Origin of the sequence: Streptomyces sp. NPDC046215, from assembly GCF_040646215.1 — a bacterium.
In the GTDB taxonomy this organism is placed as follows: domain Bacteria; phylum Actinomycetota; class Actinomycetes; order Streptomycetales; family Streptomycetaceae; genus Streptomyces; species Streptomyces stramineus.
The window spans coordinates 43,373-64,242 of sequence record NZ_JBEYZW010000034.1 but is presented as its reverse complement, the minus strand read 5'-3'; the positions used below and the strand labels follow the sequence as shown (position 1 = coordinate 64,242).

The window sequence follows — 20,870 nt, the reverse complement described above, 5'->3', positions numbered from 1 at the left end:
CCCACGTGAGCGACGTCAAAGCGGCAGAGACCGGCGCCGGGCCGCACGGTTACGCGGCGGCCCGGCTGCGCCTCCTCCAGCAGGGCGCGGTCCTCGGGCCGCCGCGCCGCGCCGAGCTCGCCCGGCTCACCGACCGGTGGCTCGGGTCGCTGCTGGGCGGGGCGCACGGCGTCGCCCTCGTGGCCGTCGGCGGCTACGGGCGCGGCGAGCTGTCCCCGCGCAGCGACCTCGACGTCCTGCTGCTCCACGACGGCACGGCGACCGGCGCCGAGCTCGCCGCGATCGCCGACCGCGTCTGGTACCCCGTGTGGGACATGGGCATCGCGCTCGACCACTCCGTCCGCACCCCGGTGGAGGCGCGCCGCACCGCCGCTGCCGACCTCAAGGTCCACCTCGGCCTCCTCGACGCGCGCCACCTCGCGGGTGACGAGCGGCTCACGGCCGGGGTGCGCACCACCGCGTACGCGGACTGGCGGGCCCAGGCCCCCTCCCGGCTGCCGGAGCTGCGGGAGCTCGGCGAGGAACGCGCCCGCCGGCAGGGCGAGCTGAGGTTCCTGCTGGAGCCCGACCTCAAGGAGGCCCGCGGGGGGCTCCGGGACGCCGACGCCCTGCGGGCCGTCGCCGCGTCCTGGCTCGCGGACGCGCCCCGTGCGGGCCTGGGCGAGGCCCGCGCCCACCTCCTCGACACCCGCGACGCCCTCCACCTGGCCACCGGCCGGGCCACCGACCGCCTCGCCCTCCAGGAACAGGACCAGGTGGCCGCCGACCTCGGCCTGCGGGACGCCGACGCCCTGCTGCACGGGGTCTACGAAGCGGCCCGCACCGTCGCCTACGCCGCCGACGTGACCTGGCGCGAGGTCGGCCGGGTCCTGCGCGCCCGCTCCGGACGGCCGCGCCTGCGGCGCGTCCTCGGCGGACGTGGCGGCCGGGGCGGCTTCGTGGAACCCGAGCGCGTCCCGCTGGCCGAGGGCGTGGTCGAGCAGGAGGGCGAGGCCGTACTCGCCCGCGGCGCCCGCCCTGAGCACGACCCCGTGCTGCCGCTGCGCGCCGCGGCCGCCGCCGCGCAGGCCGGGCTGCCGCTGTCCCCGCACGCCGTCCGGCGGCTCGCGGCGGCCGCCGGCCCGCTGCCCGTCCCCTGGCCGGCCGAGGCCCGCGAGCAGCTCCTCACCCTGCTCGGCGCGGGCGAACCCGCGGTCGCGGTCTGGGAGGCCCTGGAGGCGGAGGGCGTCATCTCCCGGCTGCTGCCCGAGTGGGAGCACGTGCGCTGCCGCCCCCAGCGCAACGCCGTGCACCGCTGGACCGTCGACCGGCACCTGGTCGAGACCGCCGTGCGGGCCGCCGGCCTCGCCCGCGGTGTCGCCCGCCCCGACCTGCTGCTGATCGCTGCCCTGCTCCACGACATCGGCAAGGGCCGCCCCGGCGACCACAGCGTGGCGGGGGAGGCCGTGGCCCGGGATGTGGCCGCCCGCCTCGGCTTCGGCCGCGCCGACACCGAGGTCCTGGCCACCCTCGTCCGCCACCACCTGCTGCTGGCCGAGACCGCCACCCGGCGCGACCTCGGCGACCCGGCGACGGTCCGCGCGGTCATCGACGCGATCGCGCCTGCCGGCAAGGCGGCGGGCAGGGAGATCCTGGAGCTGCTGCACGCCCTCACCGAGGCCGACGCGCTCGCCACCGGCCCGGCGGTGTGGAGCGCCTGGCGCGCCTCCATGGTGGCCGACCTCGTCCGGCGGGCCACCGACGCCCTCGCCGACGGCGCCCGCGGCGAGCGCCGGGAGCAGGTGCCGCCGAGCGGCGCCCACGAGCGGGCGGCGGCCGAGGCGCTGCGCACCGGCGGCCCGGTGCTGACCCTGCGCGCGAGCCCGGAGGGCGACGCGTCCGGCCGGGGGAGCGCCCCGGTCGGTGCGGAGCTGACCGTCGCCGTCCCGGACCAGCCCGGTGTGCTGCCCGCGACCGCGGGCGTGCTCGCCCTGCACCGGCTGACGGTCCGCGCGGCCGACGTGCGGTCCGTCGGGGGCGCGCTGGTGCTCACCTGGCGGGTGGCCGCGGAGTTCGGCCCCCTGCCCGAGGCCGCGCAGCTGCGCGACGACCTGGTGCGGGCGTTGCAGGGCACGCTCGACATCGTGCCGCGGCTGGCCGAGCGGGAGGCCGCCTACAGCGGTCGCCGCAGGGGGGCCGCGCACGCGCCGCCGCGCGTGAGCGTCGCCGTCGGCGGCTCGCGGGAGGCGACGGTCCTGGAGGTGCGGGCCCAGGACGCCCCGGGCCTCCTGCACCGCATCGGGCGGGCCCTGGAGGCGGCGGGGGTGTGGGTGCGGAGCGCGCATGTCAGCACACTGGGGTCGAATGTGGTGGACGCGTTCTATCTCACGCAGGAGGACGGTTCACCGCTGCCCGACGCGAACGCGGTGGCGCTGGCGGAGGCGTTGGAGGACGTCTTGGCACGAGCGGGTGACGGGTGGGACGACGCGGCGCTCGAAGCGCTGCGCTCCCTGCCCGCGGGGGAGTGAGCGGCTCGGGGCGCGGACGGCCGCCGGCACCGTGGCCCGGCGTCCTCGGCCGCCGGATCCGGCAGCCGAGGACGTCGTGCTTCCCGGGCCCGATACCCTGGGGCCACTGACCGCCCCCGACCCGAGGATCTGCGACCGCCGTGTTCGACACTCTTTCCGATCGCCTCGCAGCGACTTTCAAGAACCTTCGCGGCAAGGGGCGCCTCAGCGAGGCGGACATCGACGCCACGGCACGCGAGATCCGTATCGCGCTGCTCGAGGCCGACGTCGCGCTGCCCGTTGTCCGCGCCTTCATCAAGCAGGTCAAGGAGCGGGCCAACGGCGCCGAGGTCTCCGCGGCGCTCAATCCCGCCCAGCAGGTCATCAAGATCGTCAACGAGGAGCTCGTCGGCATCCTCGGTGGCGAGACCCGTCGCCTCCGCTTCGCCAAGACCGGGCCCACGGTCATCATGCTGGCGGGTCTGCAGGGTGCCGGTAAGACGACCCTCGCCGGAAAGCTCGGCCACTGGCTCAAGGGCCAGGGCCACGCCCCGCTGCTCGTCGCCTGTGACCTCCAGCGCCCCAACGCCGTCAACCAGCTCTCGGTCGTCGCCGAGCGCGCCGGCGTGGGCATCTACGCCCCGCAGCCGGGCAACGGCGTCGGTGACCCGGTCCAGGTCGCCAAGGACTCCATCGAGTTCGCGAAGACCAAGGTCTACGACGTCGTGATCGTCGACACCGCCGGCCGTCTCGGCATCGACGCCGAGCTGATGCAGCAGGCCGCGGACATCCGCGACGCCGTCAGCCCGGACGAGACGCTGTTCGTCGTCGACGCGATGATCGGCCAGGACGCGGTCAACACCGCCGAGGCGTTCCGCGACGGCGTCGGCTTCGACGGCGTGGTGCTCTCCAAGCTCGACGGTGACGCCCGCGGTGGTGCCGCCCTGTCGGTCGCGCACGTGACCGGCAAGCAGATCATGTTCGCCTCCAACGGCGAGAAGCTGGACGACTTCGACGCGTTCCACCCGGACCGCATGGCGTCCCGCATCCTCGGCATGGGCGACATGCTCAGCCTCATCGAGAAGGCCGAGCAGACCTTCAGCCAGGACGAGGCCGAGAAGATGGCGGCCAAGCTGGCGAAGGGGCCGAAGGAGTTCACGCTCGACGACTTCCTGTCCCAGATGGAGCAGGTCCGCAAGATGGGCAGCATCAGCAAGCTGCTCGGGATGCTGCCCGGCATGGGCCAGATCAAGGACCAGATCAACAACCTCGACGAGCGTGACGTCGACCGCACCGCCGCGATCATCAAGTCGATGACCCCGGGCGAGCGTCAGGACCCGACGATCATCAACGGCTCGCGCCGGGCCCGCATCGCCAAGGGCTCGGGCGTGGACGTCAGCGCGGTCAAGAACCTCGTGGAGCGCTTCTTCGAGGCCCGCAAGATGATGTCCCGCATGGCCCAGGGCGGCGGCATGCCGGGGATGCCCGGGATGCCGGGCATGGGCGGCGGGGCGAGCCGTAAGAAGAAGCAGATCAAGCAGGGCAAGGGCAAGCGCCAGAGCGGCAACCCCATGAAGCGCAAGGCCGAGGAGCAGGCCGCGGCCGCGCGCCGCGAGCAGCAGGCGGCCAACCCGCTGGGCCTGCCGGCCGGGGAGCAGGACGTGAAGAACTTCGAACTTCCCGACGAGTTCAAGAAGTTCATGGGCTGACCGGTCGCCTCGACCCGCTCATGGCTGAGGGCAGCCCCCGCGGGGGCTGCCCTCAGCCATGAACCGGGCTACACGCGGGCTATGAGGTACCGGAACACGTTCGGCATCCAGACCGTGCCGTCGCGGCGCAGGTACGGGTGCAGGGCCTCGGTCAGCTCCTTGGTCACCTGCTCCTCGTCCGTCGCCCGGGCCGCCGCGTCGAACGCGCCGGTCGAGAGCATGCCGCGGACCGCGCTGGCCATGTCGGCGTAGCCGTAGGGGCAGGAGACCCGGCCCGATCCGTCGGGGCGCAGCCCGGCGTGGTAGGCGAGGTCCTCCAGGTCGTCGCGGCCGCTCGGCCGCCAGCGCGCGGGGGCGCACATCGGGTCCGCGAGCCGGGCCGCGACCCTGAGCGCCCCTGAGGCCGCGCAACGCTCCTGGGGGCCCCAGCCGGCCAGGACCACGGGTGCCCCGTGCTCGGCGCAGTCCGCGGCCCGGGCGAGCGCCTCCGCCATGCCGCGGGCGCTGCCGCCCGCGCAGTACAGCGGGTCGAAGGCCGTGATGAGGTTGAACGCCGGGCCGTCGGTGGCGGCGACCGCCTCCGGGCCGCCGCGGCCCAGGCGGGTGCCGTCCTCCGGGGTGCCGTCCGGTGTCAGCCGTTCCCGGGCGAGCGCCAGCCGGCGTTCGTCGGAGTCGACGCCGGAGACCGTGGCGCCCCGGGCGGCCGCCATGAGCAGGGCGAGCCCGCTGCCGCAGCCCAGGCTCAGGAGCCGGGTGCCGGCGCCCACCTCCAGCCGTTCGTACACCGCTTCGTAGAGCGGCACCAGCATCCGTTCCTGGATTTCCGCCCAGTCGCGGGCCCGGGAACCGGGCGACGAAGAGGACGGCCGGTGCCGCCGCACGAGCGTTGGTGTCATCGAATGCGCCCCAATCCGCCGAGAGACGAAGTGCGTGCCGAATCTGCCCCCCGCTGTGCTGCCGTGCGCGCTGCCGTGAAGCACCCCCGTATGCCAGGGAACTCCGCTTCCGTCCCCGAGTCCAGGGGGTAGCGCGAGAAGCTTCCCGTATGCCCACGATGGCATGTGCCGCGCGCCTGCGCACGGGAAGGCGCCCGGGATGCGGGATCGGCGGGGATGGTGCAGGGGCGGGACCGGAGAAAGACGCGAGAAAGGCGGGAGCAGGGCGGGAGGGGCGCCGGGGCGGCCGGGGGAGCCGGGGTGCGAGCGGGGGCGGAAGGCTCGGCGAGGAGGGGATTCACGCTGGGGCGGATCGGCCCCGTACCATTCGCACCATGGCAAAGGCTCCCATTCTCACCCCCCAGGCGGAAGACTTCCCGCGCTGGTACCAGGACTTGATCAACAAGGCCGAGCTGGCCGACAACGGCCCGGTGCGCGGCACCATGGTCATCCGCCCGTACGGGTACGGGCTCTGGGAGCGCATGCAGCAGGAGATGGACGCGCGCATCAAGGACGCGGGCGCCTCCAACGCGTACTTCCCGCTGTTCATCCCGCAGTCCTACCTGACGCGGGAGGCCGAGCACGTCGAGGGCTTCGCGCCCGAGCTCGCGGTCGTCACGCACGGCGGCGGCAAGGAGCTGGACGAGCCGGTCGTCGTCCGGCCCACCTCCGAGACCATCGTCAACGAATACTTCTCCAAGTGGGTGCAGAGCTACCGCGACCTGCCCCTGCTGATCAACCAGTGGGCCAACGTGGTCCGTTGGGAGATGCGCCCGCGCGTCTTCCTGCGCACGAGCGAGTTCCTCTGGCAGGAGGGCCACACCGCCCACGCCACCTACGAGGACGCCCGCGACTACGCCGCCCGCATCCACCGGGACGTCTACTACGACTTCATGGTCAACGTCCTGGGCATCGACGTGGTCCTGGGCCGCAAGACCGCCAAGGAGCGCTTCGCGGGCGCCATCAACACCCTCACGCTCGAGGGCATGATGGGCGACGGCAAGGCCCTCCAGCTGGGCACCAGCCACGAGCTGGGCCAGAACTTCGCCAAGGCGTTCAACACCTCCTACCTCTCCAAGGAGGGGCAGCAGGAGCTGGTCTGGCAGACGTCCTGGGGCGTCTCGACCCGGATGGTCGGCGGCCTGATCATGTCCCACGGCGACGACAGCGGCCTGCGCGTCCCGCCGCGCCTCGCGGCCGTCCAGGCCGTGGTCGTGGCGATCAAGGGCGACGACACCGTGATCGCCAAGGTCCGCGAGATCGGTGACCAGCTCAAGGCCGCCGGTGTCCGGGTGCAGGTCGACGACCGCACGGACACCCCCTTCGGCCGCCGCGCCGTGGACTGGGAGCTCAAGGGCGTCCCGGTGCGCATCGAGGTCGGCCCGCGCGACCTGGAGAACGGCACCGCGATGCTCGCCCGCCGGATCCCCGGCGGCAAGAGCCCGGTCCGGCTCGACGAGCTCGTGGCGCTGCTGCCGAAGGTCCTGGAGGAGGACCAGGAGCTTCTGCTGCGCCAGTCGCGCGAGCGCCGTGAGGCCCGCACGACGGACGTGGCGACCATCGCCGAGGCCGCCGAGGCGGCCGTGGCCGGCGGCTGGGCGCGGATCCCGTGGGCGGACCTCGGCCCGGAGGGTGAGGCCAAGCTCGCCGAGCAGGCCGTGTCCGTGCGCTGCCTGATCGCCGAGGACGGCTCCGTGCCGGAGACGGACGACGCCCCCGGCACGATCGCGATCGTCGCGCGCGCCTACTGACGCCACGGGGCGCGGGGGCGTGCGCGCCCCGTAGTGCGCGCTTACTGATGAGTCAGTACGTCCCGGCTTGCGAACGGGTGCGCGGGTTCTCCATAGATCTGCGCACCCGCCCTCGTCAGGACGCATGAGCGTGAAACTGACTGGTACGTGCAAATTATTTGGGATGGCCCGGTATCGGAACACCGGGCCATCCTTGCTCGTTGTCACGACGTGAGCACGACACCACCTGTTCTCGCCGCAGAGCTGGCGCAGGCGTGGGCCGATATTCAGCGGTACCACCCCGAGCTGCCAGATCTTGCCGCGCCCGAATCGTTGATCGGGGAATCGTCGTCCGCCTGCGGCGCCGAGCTCTCCTTCGAACGGCTGCTGCACGAGGCAGTGCACGGCATCGCGGCCGCCCGCGGTGTCCGCGACACCTCTCGTGCGGGCCGCTACCACAACCGCCGGTTCCTGGCGATCGCCGAGGAGCTGGGGCTCGACCACAGCGATGAGCCGCATCCCAGCAGCGGTTTCTCCCTGGTGGTGCTCAACGCGGAAGCGCGCAAGCGCTACCGGTCGACCATCGACAGACTCCAGCGGGCGCTCAAGGCGCACACGGTCGCCACCACGGCCGACACCGCCCGGACGTTCCGCGGTCCGGCGGCACGGCACGGCTCGTCCGGCGGAGGGGTTCGCGTCAAGGCGGTGTGTGACTGCGGCCGTAATGTCCGGGTCGTGCCCTCCGTGCTCGCCCAGGCGCCGATCATGTGCGGCGGCTGCGGCCAGCCCTTCCGCATCCCCGAGACCGTAGCGGTCGGCTGACCTGGAGGGGTGTGGCACAATGGGTCGCTGTACTCGACAGTCGCATAGGACCCCTCTCTCCTCCGGCTGACGCGTCCATCGGGCATCCCGAGTACCGCAACCCCACGTGGCATCTTGTGGTGCCCAACCACGTCAAGACCAGGAGACACCACTCCAGTGGCAGTCAAGATCAAGCTGAAGCGTCTGGGCAAGATCCGTTCGCCTCACTACCGCATCGTCATCGCCGACTCCCGTACCCGCCGTGACGGCCGGGCCATCGAGGAGATCGGTCTGTACCACCCGGTGCAGAACCCCTCGCGCATCGAGGTCGACTCCGAGCGTGTCCAGTACTGGCTGGGTGTCGGCGCGCAGCCGACCGAGCCCGTGATGGCCATCCTCAAGGTCACCGGCGACTGGCAGAAGTTCAAGGGTCTGCCGGCCCCGGCCCCGATGCTCGTCGCCGAGCCGAAGGCCGACAAGCGCGCCGCGTTCGAGGAGTTCACCAAGGCCCTCGAGGGTGGCGAGCCCAAGGGTGAGGCCATCACTCCGAAGGCGAAGAAGGCCGACAAGAAGGCGGACGAGGCGGCCGAGGCTGCCGAGTCCACCGAGTCGACCGAGGCCTGAGCATGCTCGAGGAGGCTCTCGAGCACCTCGTGAAGGGCATCGTCGACAACCCCGACGAGGTGCAGGTTGCCTCGCGCAATCTGCGCCGCGGGCAGGTGCTGGAGGTCCGGGTACACCCCGACGACCTCGGCAAGGTGATCGGCCGTAACGGCCGCACCGCGCGCGCACTGCGCACCGTCGTGGGCGCCATCGGCGGCCGTGGCATCCGTGTCGACCTCGTCGACGTGGACCAGGTCCGCTGAGAAGCGACTTGAGTACCGGCACGGGCCGGGAAGGGTTTCCGCCCTTCCCGGCCCGTTGTCGCGTTCGGGAACAGAGCAGCAGAGAAGGAACGGCATGCAGCTGGTAGTCGGCAGGATCGGCCGCGCCCATGGAATCAAGGGTGAGGTCACCGTTGAGGTGCGCACGGACGACCCGGAGCTGCGGCTCGGGCCCGGCGCAGTGCTGGCCACGGACCCCGCCGGGGCGGGCCCGCTGACCATCGAGGCCGGGCGGGTGCACAGCGGCCGGCTGCTGCTGCGTTTCGCCGGGGTCAAGGACCGCACGGGCGCCGAGGCGCTGCGCAATACGCTCCTGATCGCGGACGTCGACCCCGAGGCGGTCCCGGAGGACCCCGAGGAGTACTACGACCACCAGCTGATGGACCTCGACGTCGTGACCGTCGACGGCACCGAGATCGGCCGGATCACCGAGATCGCCCACCTGCCGTCACAGGACCTGTTCATCGTCGAGCGGCCCGACGGCAGCGAGCTGATGATCCCCTTCGTCAGCGAGATCGTCCCGGAGATCGACCTTGAGGCGCAGCGCGCGGTCATCGACCCGCCGCCGGGCCTGATCGACGGCTCCCAGGCGGTCGTCGCGAGCGCCCGCGAGGCCGACGCCGACGAAACCGGAGCCGAGACCGGCGACGACGCGAAGGGTGACGCGTGATGCGCCTCGACGTTGTCACGATCTTCCCCGAGTACCTGGAGCCGCTGAACGTCTCCCTCGTCGGCAAGGCCCGGGCCCGCGGACAGCTCGACGTGCGGATCCACGATCTGCGCGAGTGGACCCACGACCGGCACAACACCGTCGACGACACCCCGTACGGCGGCGGGCCCGGCATGGTCATGAAGCCCGAGCCCTGGGGCGAGGCGCTCGACTCCGTCATCGCCTCGGGGGAGGGGGCGCCCACCCTGGTCGTCCCGACGCCGAGCGGGGTGCCCTTCACCCAGGAGCTCGCCGTCGAGCTGTCGGAGAAGCCGTGGCTGGTCTTCACCCCGGCCCGCTACGAGGGCATCGACCGGCGCGTCATCGAGGAGTACGGCGACCGCGTCGAGGTGCGCGAGGTCTCCATCGGCGACTACGTGCTCGCCGGCGGCGAGGCCCCCGTCCTGGTGATGGTCGAGGCGATCGCCCGGCTGCTGCCCGGCGTCCTGGGCAACGCCGAGTCGCACCGCGACGACTCCTTCGCCCCCGGCGCCATGGCCGACCTCCTGGAGGGCCCGGTCTACACCAAGCCCCCCGAGTGGCGCGGCCGCGGGATCCCCGACGTGCTGCTCAGCGGCCACCACGGCAAGATCGCCCGGTGGCGGCGGGACGAGGCGTTCCGGCGCACGGTCGCCAACCGCCCCGATCTGATCGAGCGCGCCGACCCGGCGGCCTTCGACAAGAAGGACCGCGAGATGCTCTCGATCCTGGGCTGGGCGCCCGGACCGGACGGCCGATTTGGGCGAGTGGCCCCGGACGTGGAAGAATAAGCCGTTGCCTTGCGCCCGGCGCGCGCCCCTGCCACAGGGGGAACGACGCCCGCCCGGTGCTCTGCACCACCCCAACATCATTTCTATTCCGCTGATGACCTGTGGCATCGGCGAGGAGAGCAGACGGTCATGAACCTTCTCGACGGCATCGACTCCGCATCGCTGCGCACCGACGTCCCGGCGTTCCGCCCCGGCGACACCGTGAACGTCCACGTTCGCGTCATCGAGGGCAACCGCTCCCGTGTCCAGCAGTTCAAGGGCGTCGTCATCCGCCGCCAGGGCGCCGGTGTCCGCGAGACCTTCACGGTCCGCAAGGTCTCCTTCTCCGTCGGCGTCGAGCGCACCTTCCCGGTGAACAGCCCGATCTTCGAGAAGATCGAGCTCGTCACCCGCGGTGACGTCCGTCGCGCCAAGCTGTACTACCTCCGTGAGCTGCGCGGCAAGGCCGCGAAGATCAAGGAGAAGCGCGACCGCTGAGCTTCCGTCCGGTGTCCGCGCCGGGCCGGATAGGCTTTCGGCTCGATGGACACCGACGCACAGCTTTCGGAGCGCGACCGCTCTCCAGAACCCGGGCAGGGGGAGGAGCAGGGGTCGCGCTCCTCGCGTTTTTCCGGGCCGGACCGGGAAGTCGGCACGGTGCGCTCCGCGGCACGCGCCGTCACGGACCGGCTCCGGGGCGGCGGCCCGCTGCGCCGGGCCGGGCTGCTGCTCACCACGTGTCTGGTGTTCCTGCTGCTGCTCAGCAGCTATGTCGTCCAGCCCTTCCTGATCCCCAGCGGCTCCATGCGGGGCACGCTGGAGGTGGGGGACCGGGTCCTGGTCAACAAGCTCGCCTACCGCTTCGGCGGGGAGCCCCGGCGCGGCGACGTCGTGGTCTTCGACGGCATGGGCTCGTTCGTCCAGAGCGCCCCGCAGGAGAATCCGGTGGCCGCGCTGATCCGCAAGGGCGCCTCGTCCGTCGGTCTGATGCGGCCTGCGCAGACCGACTACGTCAAACGGGTGGTGGGCGTCGGCGGAGACCGTGTGACCTGCTGCGACGAGCGCGGCAGGCTGATGGTCAACGGCCGGCCGGTGGAGGAGGGCTACCTCTTCCCCGGCGACGCCGCCTCGCGGGTGCCCTTCGACATCGTGGTGCCGGAGGGAAAACTGTGGGTCATGGGAGACCACCGCAGTGATTCCCGCGATTCGCGTGACCACCTCGGGGAGCCGGGCGGCGGCACCGTCCCGGTGGACCGGGTCATCGGGCGGGCCGACTGGATCGGCTGGCCCTTCGGGCGGATGACCTCGCTGAGCCGGCCCGACACCTTCGCCCGCGTACCGGAGCCGGGGGCCGGGCGCCCCGGGAGCCCGCATGGGTAGCCACGGGCGCACGGAGCCGGCGCGAGCCCCGGTCGCCGGGCCCCGGGGGCACGCCGGCCCGGGCCACCGGCACCGGCCGGAGCCCCCCGGACACCGCCGCGGACGGACGGGCGCGGGTGGGCGGGCGGCGCGGCGCAAGGCGGCACGGCGGGTCCAGCGGCGCCGGCGCCGGTCCGTGGTCAAGGAGGTGCCGATCCTCGTCGCGGTGGCCCTGCTGATCGCCCTGGTCCTCAAGACGTTCCTGGTGCAGGCGTTCGTCATTCCGTCCGGGTCGATGGAGCAGACCATCCGCATCGGCGACCGGGTGCTCGTCGACAAGCTGACCCCGTGGTTCGGGGCCCGGCCGGCCCGCGGCGACGTAGTGGTCTTCAAGGACCCCGGCGGCTGGCTCGACGGCGAACAGGCGCTGCCCGGACCGGACCCGGTGGTCGTCAAACAGGCCAAACAATTCCTGTCCTTCATCGGACTGCTGCCCTCGGCCGACGAGCGGGATCTGATCAAGCGGGTCATCGGCGTCGGCGGCGACACGGTCAAATGCTGTGACACGAACGGCAAAGTCACGGTCAACGGAACGCCGCTCGACGAGCCGTACATCAACCCCGGAAACCCCCCGTCGAAGCTGGAATTCACGGTGGACGTGCCGGCCGGGCGGCTTTTCATGATGGGTGACCACCGCTCCAATTCGGCCGATTCCCGGTACCACCTGGACGACCCCGGGCACGGCACGGTCCCCGAGAGCCTGGTCCTGGGGCGGGCGGTGGTCATCGCCTGGCCGCTGGGACACTGGCAGCGGCTGTCGGAACCGGACACCTTCGCATCGGTGGGAGACGCGCCGCCTTCGGGGACCCGAGCACGCGGTTCGCCGAATAGTGTGTCCCCCATGGATCAGCAAGGATCGATCCAGCTCCCGACCCCTGCGGAACTCCCGCTCGTTATGGGAGTGGTGGGCCTGCGTCGTATGTACGACAGGCGGCAGAGTGGAGAGAGGAGTGGATGTGGGGGACTTGGCGGTCGGCGCGCGTTCCGGTCACGGAGAGCCCGAGAAGCGGCCCGAGGAGACGGACGGGGCGTCCACGGGCGACGTGCCGAGGGGTGACGCGCCGGATGCGGCCTTGTCCCGGGAGGCCGGAGCGCCCCGAGAGTCCGCGGCCGGCACTGCGGAGCCGGCGGATCCGGAGCGGGACGGCGGGGCGCCCGGCGAGGACGGCGAGGGCCCGCGCCCGAGGCAGCCCAAGAAGCAACGATCCTTCTGGAAGGAACTGCCGATCCTCATCGGCATCGCCCTGGTCCTCGCGCTGCTCATCAAGACCTTCCTGGTCCAGGCGTTCTCGATTCCGTCGGACTCGATGCAGAACACCCTGCAGCGGGGCGACCGGGTGCTGGTGGACAAACTGACGCCGTGGTTCGGGGCCGAACCCGAGCGCGGCGAGGTCGTCGTCTTCCACGACCCGGGCAAGGGGGATCAGAGCTGGCTCGGCCCCGACACCCAGCCCCAGAACTCCGGCCCGCTCGGCGGCGGCGTCCAGAAGGTCCTGAGCTTCATCGGGCTGATGCCCTCCGCCGAGGAGCGGGATCTGATCAAGCGGGTCATCGCCGTCGGCGGCGACACCGTGGAGTGCCAGGGCAACGGCGGGCCGGTCAAGGTCAACGGCAAGGCGCTCGACGAGAAGTCGTACATCTTCCCGGGCAACTCCCCGTGCGACGACAAGCCCTTCGGCCCCATCAAGATCACCAAGGGGCACCTCTGGGTCATGGGCGACCACCGCCAGGACTCCCTCGACTCGCGCTGGCACCCCGACCTCAACAACGGCATGGTGCCGGTGAACAAGGTCGTCGGGCGCGCGATCGTCGTGGCCTGGCCGGTCAACCGCTGGTCCACCCTGCCCGTCCCGGGCACCTTCGACCAGTCCGGCCTGAACGCCGCGGCCGCCGTGGCGCCCCCGGCGCTCGGCCTCGCGGGCGCCCTGCCGCTGGTGCTGTGGCGCCGGCGCAGGCTTCTCGACAAGGCTGTGCCGAAGGGCTGACCGGCACCCGAACCGCCCGGTAGTGTGCGATTCCGTGCCCGAGGGCATGCGGAATCCGATCTTCTGAGCGGGGCGGGGGCACGGGATGAGCGGAGCGGGACGGAACGACGACGGCCACGGCCGCACGGGCAGAGTGCTGTCCGGGCTGGCCGTGGCCGTCGGCTGTGTGCTCTTCCTCGGCGGATTCGTCTGGGGCGCGCTCGTGTACCAGCCGTACACCGTGCCCACCGACTCGATGACGCCGACGATCGGGCGGGGGGCCCGGGTGCTCGCCGAGCGCATCGACGGCGGTGCGGCCCGGCGCGGGGACATCGTCGTCTTCAAGGACGAGACCTGGGGCAACGCCCCGATGATCAAGCGGGTGGTGGGCGTCGGCGGGGACACGGTCGCCTGCTGCGACGACCGGGGCCGGCTGACGGTCGGCGGCACCCCGGTCGAGGAACCGTATCTGCGGGCCGGGGGCCCGGCCTCGCCCACCCTCTTCTCCACGACGGTGCCCGACGGCGGGCTCTTCCTCATGGGCGACCAGCGGGCGACGTCACTGGACTCCCGTTCTCACCTGGAGGACGCCGCCCGCGGCTCCGTGCCCCGCGGCTCGGTCGTGGCGCGGGTGGACGCCACCGCATGGCCGGTGGGCGGCTGGGGGATGATGGACAGACCCGGGGCGTTCGCCGCGCTGCCCGGCGGCACCTCACGGCCGGGCCCGCTGCCGCTGGTGCTGGCCGCCGTGGTCACCGGCGCGGTCCTCGTCCTGGGCGGCGCCGCGTACGGGCCGCTCGCCCGGCGGCTGGCGCCCCGGCGCGGCAAGGAGGACCGGAGAGGAGTGGCTGCCCGTGTCTGACCCGCGCAGGGCGTCGCGCGTCATCCTGCTCGACCCCCGCGACCGCGTCCTGCTGATGCACGGCTTCGAACCCGGCGACCCCGCCTCCACCTGGTGGTTCACCCCCGGCGGCGGCCTGGAGGGCGACGAGACCTGGGAAGAGGCGGCCCGCCGCGAGCTCGCCGAGGAGACCGGCGTCACCGAGATCGAGCTCGGCCCGGTGCTCTGGCGGCGCAGCTGCTCCTTCCCGTTCGACGGGCGGCGCTGGGAGCAGGACGAGCGCTACTTCCTGGCCCGCACCCGGCAGCGGCCGGCGTGGACCGGCGGGGGGACGGAGCTGGAGCGGCGCAGTGTCACGGGGCTGCGCTGGTGGACGTGCGAGGAACTGCTCGCGACCCGTGAGACGGTGTATCCGACCAGACTCGCCGGGCTGCTGCGCACGCTGCTCGACGAGGGGCCCCCTGGGACGCCGGTGCTCCTGGAGACGGAACGTGCCTGACGCACCATGGGGGGAAGCACGGCTGAAGGGGAACATGCCATGAGCGCCGAGGACCTCGAGAAGTACGAGACCGAGATGGAGCTGAAGCTCTACCGGGAGTACCGCGATGTCGTCGGTCTGTTCAAATACGTGATCGAGACCGAGCGCCGCTTCTATCTCACCAACGACTACGAGATGCAGGTGCACTCCGTGCAGGGCGAGGTCTTCTTCGAGGTCTCGATGGCCGACGCGTGGGTGTGGGACATGTACCGGCCCGCCCGGTTCGTGAAGCAGGTGCGGGTGCTCACCTTCAAGGACGTGAACATCGAGGAGCTCAACAAGAGCGACCTCGACCTTCCGGGTGGCTGAGTTATCCACAACCGCCGGGTTATCCACCAAGATCCAATAGTTCGGGGCGGGCGCGGCAGAGTCGGTGCCGGAGGTGGTGCCGCATGTCGCAGACCCCGGGGAAGCACCCCGAGACCCGGCGGAAGGCCCCGGCCGCCCAGGCGGATCCGGGCGGTGGACCGTCCGGCGCCGAGGGCCTGGCCCGCCGGGCCCTCGGCCGCTACGGCGAGGACCTGGCCGTACGCCGGCTGAGCGAGACGGGGATAGGGATCCTGGACCGCAATTGGCGGTGCCGGGAGGGCGAGATCGACATCGTGGCCTCGGACGGCGACGCCGTGGTGGTCTGCGAGGTCAAGACCCGGCGCGCGGGGTCTTTCGAACACCCGATGGCGGCTGTCCGGGCGGGCAAGGCCGAGCGGTTGCGCAGGCTCGCCGAGTGCTGGCTGGAGCGGCACGGCGGGCCGCCGCCGGGCGGGGTGCGGATCGATCTGGTGGGCGTGGTCGTCCCCGCCCGGGGAGCGCCCCGCGTCGAGCACGTCAAGGGGGTGGCGTGATGGGGTTCGCCCGTACGTGCTCGGTGGCCCTGACCGGGGTCGAGGGCGTGGTGGTCGAGGTCCAGGCCGACCTGGAGCCGGGCGTCGCCGCCTTCACCCTGGTGGGCCTGCCGGACAAGAGCCTCAGCGAGAGCCGCGACAGAGTCCGCGCGGCCGTGGTGAACTCCGGTGCCGAGTGGCCGCAGAAGAAGCTGACGGTGGGTCTGAGCCCGGCGTCGGTGCCGAAGGCGGGCAGCGGTTTCGATCTGGCGGTGGCCTGTGCGGTCCTGGCCGCCGCCGAGCGGATCGATCCGCGGGAGATCGCCGAGTTGGTGATGATCGGCGAGCTGGGTCTGGACGGCCGGGTCCGGCCGGTCCGCGGGATCCTTCCCGCCGTCCTGGCCGCCGCCGACATGGGGTACCGCCAGGTGGTGGTCCCAGAGCGCACGGCGGCGGAGGCCGCGCTGGTGCCCGGCGTCTCCGTCCTCGGTGTCCGCAGCCTGCGCCAGCTGATCGCGATCCTGGCCGACGAACCGGTCCCGGTGGAGGAAGAATCCCTCCGGGAGGGCGGGCCGGACCCCATGCTGGCCGGGCTGTCGGTGCCGGGAGTGGACACGGGGGCGGCGGCCCTCCTCGGGCAGCGCCGGCCGGACCTCGCGGAGGTCGCCGGGCAGAGCGTGGCCCGGCGGGCGCTGGAGGTCGCCGCCGCGGGCCGCCACCACCTCTTCCTCGAAGGGCCGCCGGGCGCGGGGAAGACGATGCTCGCGGAACGGCTGCCGGGGCTGCTGCCTCCCCTCTCCCCGCAGGAGTCCCTGGAGGTCACCGCGGTGCATTCGGTGGCCGGGGTGCTGCCCGCGGGACAGCCGCTGATCGACCGGGCACCGTACTGCGCGCCGCACCACTCGGCGTCCATGCCCTCACTCGTCGGCGGAGGATCGGGCACCCCCCGGCCGGGGGCGGTCTCCCTCGCTCACAAGGGAGTGCTCTTTCTGGACGAGGCCCCGGAGTTCTCCGGCCGGGTCCTGGACGCCCTCAGGCAGCCCCTGGAGTCCGGCCATGTGATCGTGGCCCGCTCCGGAGGCATGATGCGGCTGCCCGCCCGTTTCCTCCTGGCGCTCGCCGCCAACCCCTGCCCCTGTGGCCGGCACGGACTCACGGGGGACGGCTGCGACTGCTCTCCGCAGGCGGTCAGGCGCTACCGGGCACGCCTGTCCGGGCCGCTCCTCGACCGGGTCGACCTCCGGGTGCTCGTCGAACCCGTGGCGCGCTCCGAGCTGACCGGGGCCGGGGCGGGAGCCGGGGCGGAGACGACGGCCGAGGTGGCCGCGCGGGTGCGGGCCGCCGGCGAGCGGGCCGCGGCCCGCTACGCGGACACCCCGTGGCGCACCAACAGCGAGGTGCCCGGCCACGAGCTGCGGACCCGCTGGAGGGTCGCTCCCGGGGCCCTTGAGGAGGTCGAACGCGATATGGAACGGGGCCTGCTGACAGCCCGTGGCCTCGACCGCGTGCTCCGCGTCGCCTGGACGGTGGCCGACCTCGAGGGACACGACCGCCCCGACGCGGGCGACGTGAACTGCGCCCTGGAACTGCGCACGGGCATCCAGCGGGGGACGGCCATGGCGGGAGCCCGCAGATGAGCGCTCCCACGTCCCGGGAGCGGCTCGCGAGGGCCGCGCTCACCCGGCTGACCGAGCCGGGGGACGAGACCGTGGGGAGATGGCTGCGGGAGCTGGGCCCCGAGCGGCTGGTCCGGGGGCTGACGGGGCAGGAGGCGCCGCCGCCGGGCGCGGGGAAGGAGCGGCTCGCCGGTTGCCGCGTGCGGGCGGCCGCGCTCGACCCCGTCCATGACCTCGGCACCGTCGCCCGCCTCGGTGGCCGCTTCGTCTGCCCGGGCGACCTCGAATGGCCCTGCCAGCTCGACGACCTGGGCGACGCCCGGCCCATCGGCCTGTGGGTGCGCGGCGGCGCCGATCTGCGGCTGTGGGCCCTGCGCTCCGTCGCCGTGGTCGGCGCCCGCGCCTGCACCGACTACGGCTCGCACGTGGCGGCCACCCTGGGCGCGGGGCTCGCCGAGCGCGGCTGGGTGGTGGTGTCGGGGGCCGCGTTCGGTGTGGACGGGGCGGCCCACCGCGGCGCGCTGGCCGCGGGTGGGGCCACGGTGGCGGTGCTGGCCTGTGGGGTGGATGTGCCCTACCCCCGGGGGCACGCCGAGTTGATCGCACGGATCGCGGAACAGGGTCTGGTGCTGGCCGAGTTGCCGCCCGGCGGCCATCCGACCCGGAGCCGTTTCGTCCTCCGCAACCGGGTGATCGCGGCCCTGACCAGGGGAACCGTCGTCGTGGAGGCCCAGTACCGCAGCGGATCGCTCGTCACCGCGCGACGCGCCCGGCAGCTCGGCCGGCAGACGATGGGCATCCCCGGGCCCGTCACCTCGGGCCTGTCGGCGGGCGTGCACGAACTGCTCCGCGAGGAGGCGTGCCTGGTGACCGACGCCGATGAGGTCGCCGAGCTCGTCGGCCGCATCGGCGAGCTCGCCCCCGAGCGCCGCGGGCCCGTCGTGGCGCGGGATCTGCTGGCACCCGCGGCGGCCAGGGTGCTGGAGGCGGTGCCCGCCGGGGGAGGGCGGTGCGAACTCATCGCCCGGAACGCCGGTCTGGGCTGCGACGGGACGCTCGGCCGGCTCCAGGAACTCCAGGCTCTGGGCTTCGTCGAACGCCGTGGTGATCACTGGCAGTTGGCGGCCCCGCCGTCAACATCCGGCCCCACCAAGCCCCTCGGACGGCGCCCCACCCTGCGGCGAGGCGGTTCTTGACCTGGGGCGATCGGGTGAAAAGGTTAAGGGGATGACCGCGGGAACCGATACGGCGGTGCCTCGTACGGCCGCCGGGCCTCCCGGCCGCCGCCTGCCGAGGGCGCGGACAGTGGAACGTATCTGCACATTAAACGAAGGGGCCCTCCTCGCGCACCGCAGCGCCTCAGTCACGCTACGCTCACGGGAATCCAGCCATTCGTACCACTCCATTCACGTCACAGCAGAACGGCTCAAGACGACGAATGCCCCAGCACACCTCCGGGTCCGACCGCGCGGCGGCACCTCCCGCAGCGCGCGGCGCCGTGCGCCCTCCCGCACCCTCGACGCTCGATGAGCTGTGGCGGTCGTACAAGGCCTCGGGCGACGACCGGCTGCGGGAGCAACTGATCCTCCACTACTCACCGCTGGTGAAGTACGTGGCGGGACGGGTGAGCGTCGGTCTGCCGCCCAATGTCGAGCAGGCGGATTTCGTCTCCTCCGGGGTCTTCGGACTCATCGACGCCATCGAGAAGTTCGACCCCACGCGGGAAATCAAGTTCGAGACCTATGCCATCACCCGGATCCGGGGGGCGATGATCGACGAGCTGCGGGCGCTGGACTGGATCCCGCGCTCGGTCCGGCAGAAGGCGCGAGCCGTCGAGCGGGCCTACGCGACGCTGGAGGCCGAGCTGCGCCGCACGCCCTCCGAGGCCGAGGTCGCCGCGGAGATGGGGATCGCCGTCGAGGAACTGCACAACGTCTTCAGCCAGTTGTCCCTGGCCAATGTGGTGGCCCTGGAGGATCTGCTGCACGTGGGCGCCGACGGGGGAGAGCGCCTGAGCCTGATCGACACGCTCGAGGACACCGCCGCCGACGACCCGGTCGAGGTGGCCGAGGACCGCGAGCTGCGCCGGCTGCTCGCCCGCGCCATCAACACCCTGCCCGAGCGGGAGAAGACCGTGGTCACCCTCTACTACTACGAGGGCCTCACCCTGGCCGAGATCGGGCTCGTGCTCGGTGTCACGGAGAGCAGGGTCAGCCAGATCCACACCAAGTCGGTCCTCCAGCTGAGGGCCAAGCTGGCGGACATCGGACGCTGAGCGCCCGGAGAATCCTCCCGCCGCCGTCGTCCTCGCCGGCGGACATCCGTAAAGTGGGGGGCGTGCCCAGGATTCGAGCGGCCTCAGTGGCCGAGCACAGGACGATGCAGCGCGACGCCCTGCTGGACGCCGCCCGTGCCCTGCTGTCCGAAGGCGGTACGGAGGCGCTGACCTTCCCCGCCCTGGCGGAGCGCACCGGGCTGGCGCGGTCGTCGGTCTATGAGTACTTCCGCTCGCGGGCGGCGGTGGTCGAGGAGCTGTGCGCGGTCGACTTCCCCGTCTGGGCCGCCGAGGTGGAGACCGCCATGGAGCGGGCGAACACGCCCGAGGGGAAGATCGAGGCGTATGTGCGACAGCAGCTCGCCCTCGTCGGCGACCGGCGCCACCGGGCCGTGGTCGCGATCTCCGCGGGTGAGCTCGACGCGGGCGCGCGCGAAAAGATCCGCGCCGCGCACGGTGGCCTGATCGCCATGCTCGGGGAGGCCCTGCTGGCTCTCGGCCACGACCGGCCCCGGCTGACCGCGATGCTCCTCCAAGGCGTGGTGGACGCCGCCGTCCGCCGTATCGAGCTCGGCGCGGCCGAGGAGCCGGACGAGATCACCGAAGCGGCGGTCGCCATGGCCCTGCGCGGGGTCCGCGGCTGACCGCAACCCCGCGACGCCGCCCAGCGGGCCGCTCAGCGGCAGAAGCCGGGACGGCGGCCGGCGCAGCATCCACGGCGGCAGCAGCGACAGCGGGTCGAGATAGACCTCGCCGCGCAGCAGGCCCCAGTGCAGACAGCCCGCCGGGCAGTGGAAGGGGCCCGGCGCCAGGTGGCCGACGGTCTGCCCCGCGGCGACCTTCTCCCCTTTCCGCACCTCTGGGCGCACCGGCTCGTAGGTGATCCGCAGGGGTGGATCACCGCTCCCGGCCAGCTCCACGGCCACCACTCCCCGCCCGGCCACCGTGCCCGCGAACGACACGGTGCCCGGGGCGGCCGCCCGCACCGGCTGCCCGGCCCGGGCGTCGAGATCGACCCCGCGGTGGCCCGCCGCCCAGGGGGCCGGGGGCGGGCTCCACGCCCGCAGGACCAGGGGCCGGGCCCCGCGCGCCCCACCGACCGGCCAGGCGCGGTCGCCCGTGGCCCCGCCCGCGATGCCTCCCGGGCCGGCCGGCCCGGGAGGAGCCGAGACGAAGGGGCCTGTGGCCCGCGCGACGCCTGTGACACAGGTGATCGCGGCGATGACAGTCAGTAGCGCACAGAGCGCGGCCGCCCCCAGGCGGTGCGAGTGGGTCATGGCGAAACCGTGCCGCACACCGCCGACCCGTGGGGATCATGGACCGGATCTGTGGACTACTCGCGGGTTGTGCACAACGCCGTCACCCGGGCCTTCCCCCGTCCCGTACACTTCTC

General features: G+C 72.9%; 21 protein-coding genes and 1 pseudogene. 20 read left to right on the top strand and 2 right to left on the bottom strand.

Annotated elements, in window-relative coordinates; genetic code table 11:
* The first annotated feature begins 5 nt into the window (after positions 1-5).
* Both ABZ951_RS17140 and ffh read left to right on the top strand, forming a co-directional pair.
* Complete coding sequence (locus ABZ951_RS17140; protein ID WP_361280133.1) at positions 6-2,507, top strand: [protein-PII] uridylyltransferase; 2,502 nt, start codon at positions 6-8, stop codon at positions 2,505-2,507.
* A gap of 140 nt (positions 2,508-2,647) precedes the next feature.
* On the top strand, positions 2,648-4,195 hold the full coding sequence (ffh, locus tag ABZ951_RS17135) for a signal recognition particle protein (protein ID WP_344095057.1): 1,548 nt from the start codon (positions 2,648-2,650) through the stop codon (positions 4,193-4,195).
* 68 nt (positions 4,196-4,263) lie between these two features.
* Here the strand turns inward: ffh and ABZ951_RS17130 are convergent, their stop codons facing one another.
* A complete protein-coding gene (locus ABZ951_RS17130) occupies positions 4,264-5,091 on the bottom strand; it encodes a methyltransferase domain-containing protein (protein WP_344095055.1) in 828 nt (275 codons plus the stop codon).
* 374 nt (positions 5,092-5,465) lie between these two features.
* On the opposite strand from ABZ951_RS17130, the gene proS reads away from it, so the two are divergent.
* The 18 genes from proS (at position 5,466) to ABZ951_RS17040 (ending at position 20,121) form a co-directional block, all read left to right on the top strand.
* Positions 5,466-6,881, top strand: coding sequence for a proline--tRNA ligase (gene proS, locus ABZ951_RS17125; RefSeq protein ID WP_344095053.1), 1,416 nt, complete (start codon positions 5,466-5,468; stop codon positions 6,879-6,881).
* A gap of 210 nt (positions 6,882-7,091) precedes the next feature.
* Positions 7,092-7,682 carry a hypothetical protein gene (locus tag ABZ951_RS17120; protein ID WP_344095051.1) on the top strand — a complete coding sequence of 197 codons (591 nt, stop codon included), beginning with the start codon at positions 7,092-7,094 and terminating at the stop codon, positions 7,680-7,682.
* A 156-nt stretch (positions 7,683-7,838) separates the two neighbouring features.
* Positions 7,839-8,285, top strand: a complete 447-nt coding sequence (rpsP, locus tag ABZ951_RS17115; RefSeq protein ID WP_344095049.1) for a 30S ribosomal protein S16 — start codon at positions 7,839-7,841, stop codon at positions 8,283-8,285.
* A 2-nt stretch (positions 8,286-8,287) separates the two neighbouring features.
* The gene (locus ABZ951_RS17110; protein ID WP_030011889.1) at positions 8,288-8,527 is read left to right on the top strand and encodes an RNA-binding protein; all 240 of its coding nucleotides are present in this window, start codon (positions 8,288-8,290) and stop codon (positions 8,525-8,527) included.
* Between the two features lie 94 nt (positions 8,528-8,621).
* Entirely contained in the window at positions 8,622-9,215 is a 594-nt protein-coding gene (gene rimM / locus ABZ951_RS17105; RefSeq protein ID WP_344095046.1) for a ribosome maturation factor RimM, read from the top strand.
* Entirely contained in the window at positions 9,215-10,024 is an 810-nt protein-coding gene (gene trmD, locus ABZ951_RS17100) for a tRNA (guanosine(37)-N1)-methyltransferase TrmD (RefSeq protein WP_344095044.1), read from the top strand. Before rimM ends, trmD begins: the two co-directional genes overlap by 1 nt.
* A gap of 129 nt (positions 10,025-10,153) precedes the next feature.
* Positions 10,154-10,501, top strand: coding sequence for a 50S ribosomal protein L19 (gene rplS / locus ABZ951_RS17095; protein WP_344095042.1), 348 nt, complete (start codon positions 10,154-10,156; stop codon positions 10,499-10,501).
* Positions 10,502-10,546: 45 nt separating this feature from the next.
* Positions 10,547-11,383 (top strand): signal peptidase I, encoded by an 837-nt coding sequence (gene lepB / locus ABZ951_RS17090; protein WP_344095040.1) that lies wholly within the window; start codon positions 10,547-10,549, stop codon positions 11,381-11,383.
* A complete protein-coding gene (gene lepB / locus ABZ951_RS17085) occupies positions 11,376-12,479 on the top strand; it encodes a signal peptidase I (RefSeq protein WP_344095038.1) in 1,104 nt (367 codons plus the stop codon). The genes lepB (ABZ951_RS17090) and lepB (ABZ951_RS17085) overlap by 8 nt, the downstream gene beginning before the upstream one ends.
* On the top strand, positions 12,388-13,407 hold the full coding sequence (lepB, locus tag ABZ951_RS17080) for a signal peptidase I (RefSeq protein WP_344095079.1): 1,020 nt from the start codon (positions 12,388-12,390) through the stop codon (positions 13,405-13,407). The genes lepB (ABZ951_RS17085) and lepB (ABZ951_RS17080) overlap by 92 nt, the downstream gene beginning before the upstream one ends.
* 85 nt (positions 13,408-13,492) lie before the next feature.
* A complete protein-coding gene (lepB, locus tag ABZ951_RS17075) occupies positions 13,493-14,248 on the top strand; it encodes a signal peptidase I (protein ID WP_344095036.1) in 756 nt (251 codons plus the stop codon).
* Positions 14,241-14,726, top strand: coding sequence for an NUDIX hydrolase (locus tag ABZ951_RS17070; RefSeq protein ID WP_344095034.1), 486 nt, complete (start codon positions 14,241-14,243; stop codon positions 14,724-14,726). The genes lepB (ABZ951_RS17075) and ABZ951_RS17070 overlap by 8 nt, the downstream gene beginning before the upstream one ends.
* A gap of 39 nt (positions 14,727-14,765) precedes the next feature.
* A complete protein-coding gene (locus tag ABZ951_RS17065; RefSeq protein ID WP_009714730.1) occupies positions 14,766-15,074 on the top strand; it encodes a DUF2469 domain-containing protein in 309 nt (102 codons plus the stop codon).
* A gap of 83 nt (positions 15,075-15,157) precedes the next feature.
* The gene (locus ABZ951_RS17060) at positions 15,158-15,607 is read left to right on the top strand and encodes a YraN family protein (protein WP_344095032.1); all 450 of its coding nucleotides are present in this window, start codon (positions 15,158-15,160) and stop codon (positions 15,605-15,607) included.
* The gene (locus tag ABZ951_RS17055) at positions 15,607-17,223 is read left to right on the top strand and encodes a YifB family Mg chelatase-like AAA ATPase (protein ID WP_344095030.1); all 1,617 of its coding nucleotides are present in this window, start codon (positions 15,607-15,609) and stop codon (positions 17,221-17,223) included. The genes ABZ951_RS17060 and ABZ951_RS17055 overlap by 1 nt, the downstream gene beginning before the upstream one ends.
* A complete protein-coding gene (gene dprA / locus ABZ951_RS17050) occupies positions 17,220-18,398 on the top strand; it encodes a DNA-processing protein DprA (protein ID WP_344095027.1) in 1,179 nt (392 codons plus the stop codon). Before ABZ951_RS17055 ends, dprA begins: the two co-directional genes overlap by 4 nt.
* A gap of 242 nt (positions 18,399-18,640) precedes the next feature.
* Positions 18,641-19,477, top strand: a complete 837-nt coding sequence (whiG, locus tag ABZ951_RS17045; RefSeq protein ID WP_344095025.1) for an RNA polymerase sigma factor WhiG — start codon at positions 18,641-18,643, stop codon at positions 19,475-19,477.
* A 104-nt stretch (positions 19,478-19,581) separates the two neighbouring features.
* Positions 19,582-20,121 (top strand): TetR family transcriptional regulator, encoded by a 540-nt coding sequence (locus tag ABZ951_RS17040; protein WP_344095077.1) that lies wholly within the window; start codon positions 19,582-19,584, stop codon positions 20,119-20,121.
* Here the strand turns inward: ABZ951_RS17040 and ABZ951_RS17035 are convergent.
* Positions 20,075-20,562 (bottom strand): annotated as a pseudogene (locus ABZ951_RS17035) (M23 family metallopeptidase); the annotation flags it as partial. The gene ABZ951_RS17040 and the pseudogene ABZ951_RS17035 sit on opposite strands and share 47 nt — an antisense overlap.
* Positions 20,563-20,870: the final 308 nt, after the last annotated feature.